The organism is Bacillus sp. GMa5/1 (genome assembly GCF_050172015.1).
Taxonomy (GTDB): Bacteria; Bacillota; Bacilli; order Bacillales; family Bacillaceae_G; genus Bacillus_A; species Bacillus_A cereus.
Map to the genome: position 1 here is coordinate 1 of NZ_JBNLYC010000331.1, position 2,641 is coordinate 2,641.

The window sequence follows — 2,641 nt, forward strand, 5'->3', positions numbered from 1 at the left end:
ACTTTAAGTTGGTGTAAAAACAAATAAATAAAAGATAGGTGAGAATTAATGCTGCTAAGCAGTATTGATTCTGAATTAACTATAACACACTTCCTAAGAAGTAGTTGTGTCGGTTGATTGAACATTCATCCTTCCTTTTTTATCAAATAAATATATAAAATACATCACTTAATTGATAAGGGATGCATTTTAATCGAGACATAGATTAATGCTCAAGATTTAGAAAGTAAATAACGAAATGTTCGAAGTGACAGATACCTGTTAACATCGATGTATTTACCAGCTTTTTTAGTAGGCTTTGTCAGTAGTTCCTACGCTGAGAACTGAAGTATCTTGTGCGTTGACGTAACTTCGATAAGTATGGGGCGATAAAACATATTTTTTAAAATACCCCTTAAACTAATTATAAATCTTTTTTTGCATATATCTTCAGTGAAATTATCATTGATATAATGCTAATAACTATTGAAATGAGACAAGGCATCCATGCCATGATAATTGATGGGAATGGAAGAGGGAGTGTAAAATTTAGATGGCTTAACTGAATTTCTTTTATAAGAGTAGGAGCTACAAAAGGTGTCAAAAAGACAACAATAAAAGAAATCATTCTTGTTTTATCAAAACCAAATTTAAATTGGAAAGGGAGTAGTATTCCAAACAAAATACTAACAACTAAGAATGTTATTCCGAGAGCGTTTATACTAAGATTCTCGATACCAGATGGTATAATAATTGAAGTTATCATTCGAATAATTGAGGCACAAAGAAAAACTACCAATAGAAAGAGATATTTTGCTTTTACAAAGGCACTTCTAGTATATGGTGTTGCACAAATTAGAGTTGCTCCTTTGTATTGGTCTTCGAACTTGGATATTGTACCAAACAAAATATGCTCCATAAAAACTACTGTTAAAAGAAAACCAATAAGTCCACCATCGTTGAGGTGTAACTGAGTAGAAAGATAGATTGGTGCAATTGCTGCGAAAACGAGTAAAATAGAAAAATATCTTTTTACTAATAGTATGTCTTTTACAACAAGATTAATAAGCATATGTATTTCCTCCAATATAAGAAAGCATTATATCTTCTATAGTTGGTCTTTCCATCAAAACACCAGGCATAAGCCGGCAAACATCATCTATTTTATGAGTAATCCCTTCAAATCCATATTTAGTTTGACTCAAATTCAAAAAGAGTTTTTCTGTTTGATTATTAATCAATTGATTATCACCTTTTACTAATGCATGTGTTTCCACTAGTGCATCTTTCTCTTCATCAATTAATATTTGACCATCATCTATCAAAATAATCATGTCTGCTATTTTATCTAGATCTGAGGTAATATGAGTAGAAAAAAAGACACTCTTTCCTGGTTCTTTCATAAAATCTAGAAGTATGTCTATTAGTTCACTTCGAACCAATGGATCAAGTCCACTTGTGGGTTCATCCATTATTAATAGATCTGCGTGGTGGGATAAAGCTAGAGCAACTGCAAATTTCATTCGCATTCCTTTGGAGAGGGTAGAAATTTTTTGTCCTAGATTTAAATTAAATCGTTTAATATACTTTAAAAAAACTTGCTCATCCCATTCAGTATAAGAAGGGGCGATTACATTCTTCATTTCTTTTAATGTTAATTCATCGTAAAAGTACCCTTCGTCTAACACGACACCAATTTTATTTTTGGATTTTCGTTCATGTTTATCTATATCCTTTTCTAAAAAACTAATTTTACCCGAATCTTTGAGTACGAGCCCGAGGATAGCTTTAATAGTAGTAGTTTTCCCAGAACCATTAGTACCAATAAAACCAGTTATACAGTCCTGGTTAAGTGAAAATGTCACGTCTTTTAATGAAAAATTCTCATAAGCTTTGTTTAGATTCTTCACTTCTAACACTGCATTCATTCTTCATTTTCCTCCTTTAAGATTAAATCTAACATCGAATAGAGTTCCTCATTATGGATTCCAATACTTCGAGCCATTTTGCACACTTCTGTCAATTTTACTTCAACCATATGACGCTTAGATTCCATTAATAATTCCAAGTTTGTAGATGCTACATAAGTACCTTTTCCAACCCTGGTAACGATAAAACCTTCGGATTCTAGTTCCGCATAAACTCTTTTTGTGGTTAACATACTTACATGTAAATCATTAGCCAATACACGGATTGATGGTAATTGTTCACCTTCCGTCAATTCATTATTAAATATAGAATCTTTAATTTGTTCCTTTATTTGTTGATATAAAGGTTGATTTGATGCATTATTTAAAATAATTTTCATTTAAATACCTCTCCATCGACAAGTGTGACTGTGTATGATGCACACCATACACACCATACACACCATATACAGTTAAGATTATAAGTTATTGAAAATGGTTTAACAAGTTATCTTGTTATAAAGTTCACAAAATTTTCATTTTAGAAAAATCTATAACGAAATCCTCATATAAATTTCTTACTTTTTTTATTAATATAATGCTAAAATCTTAAGTTTTAGATACTGGGGCAGAGGAGCTTAAATGGTGGAATTATATTAATGACTTGTGAGACATATGAAAAGGAGTAATAAATATGTAAAAATGGGGTTAAGGATAGATAAAAACAAGCTATTGCTTCATTGCTGAAGTTGATA

At 31.0% G+C, this 2,641-nt stretch carries 3 protein-coding genes; all 3 read right to left on the bottom strand.

Annotation, left to right across the window (positions count from 1 at the left end; genetic code table 11):
• Positions 1 to 403 precede the first annotated feature (403 nt).
• The 3 genes from ACQGSG_RS28220 to ACQGSG_RS28230 are packed head-to-tail and all read right to left on the bottom strand — an operon-like array spanning position 404 to position 2,287.
• Positions 404 to 1,051 carry an ABC-2 transporter permease gene (locus ACQGSG_RS28220; protein ID WP_426948628.1) on the bottom strand — a complete coding sequence of 216 codons (648 nt, stop codon included), beginning with the start codon at positions 1,049 to 1,051 and terminating at the stop codon, positions 404 to 406.
• Positions 1,041 to 1,907 (bottom strand): ABC transporter ATP-binding protein, encoded by an 867-nt coding sequence (locus tag ACQGSG_RS28225; protein WP_409532637.1) that lies wholly within the window; start codon positions 1,905 to 1,907, stop codon positions 1,041 to 1,043. Before ACQGSG_RS28225 ends, ACQGSG_RS28220 begins: the two co-directional genes overlap by 11 nt.
• Positions 1,904 to 2,287, bottom strand: a complete 384-nt coding sequence (locus ACQGSG_RS28230; protein ID WP_000691660.1) for a GntR family transcriptional regulator — start codon at positions 2,285 to 2,287, stop codon at positions 1,904 to 1,906. The genes ACQGSG_RS28225 and ACQGSG_RS28230 overlap by 4 nt, the downstream gene beginning before the upstream one ends.
• Positions 2,288 to 2,641 lie beyond the last annotated feature (354 nt).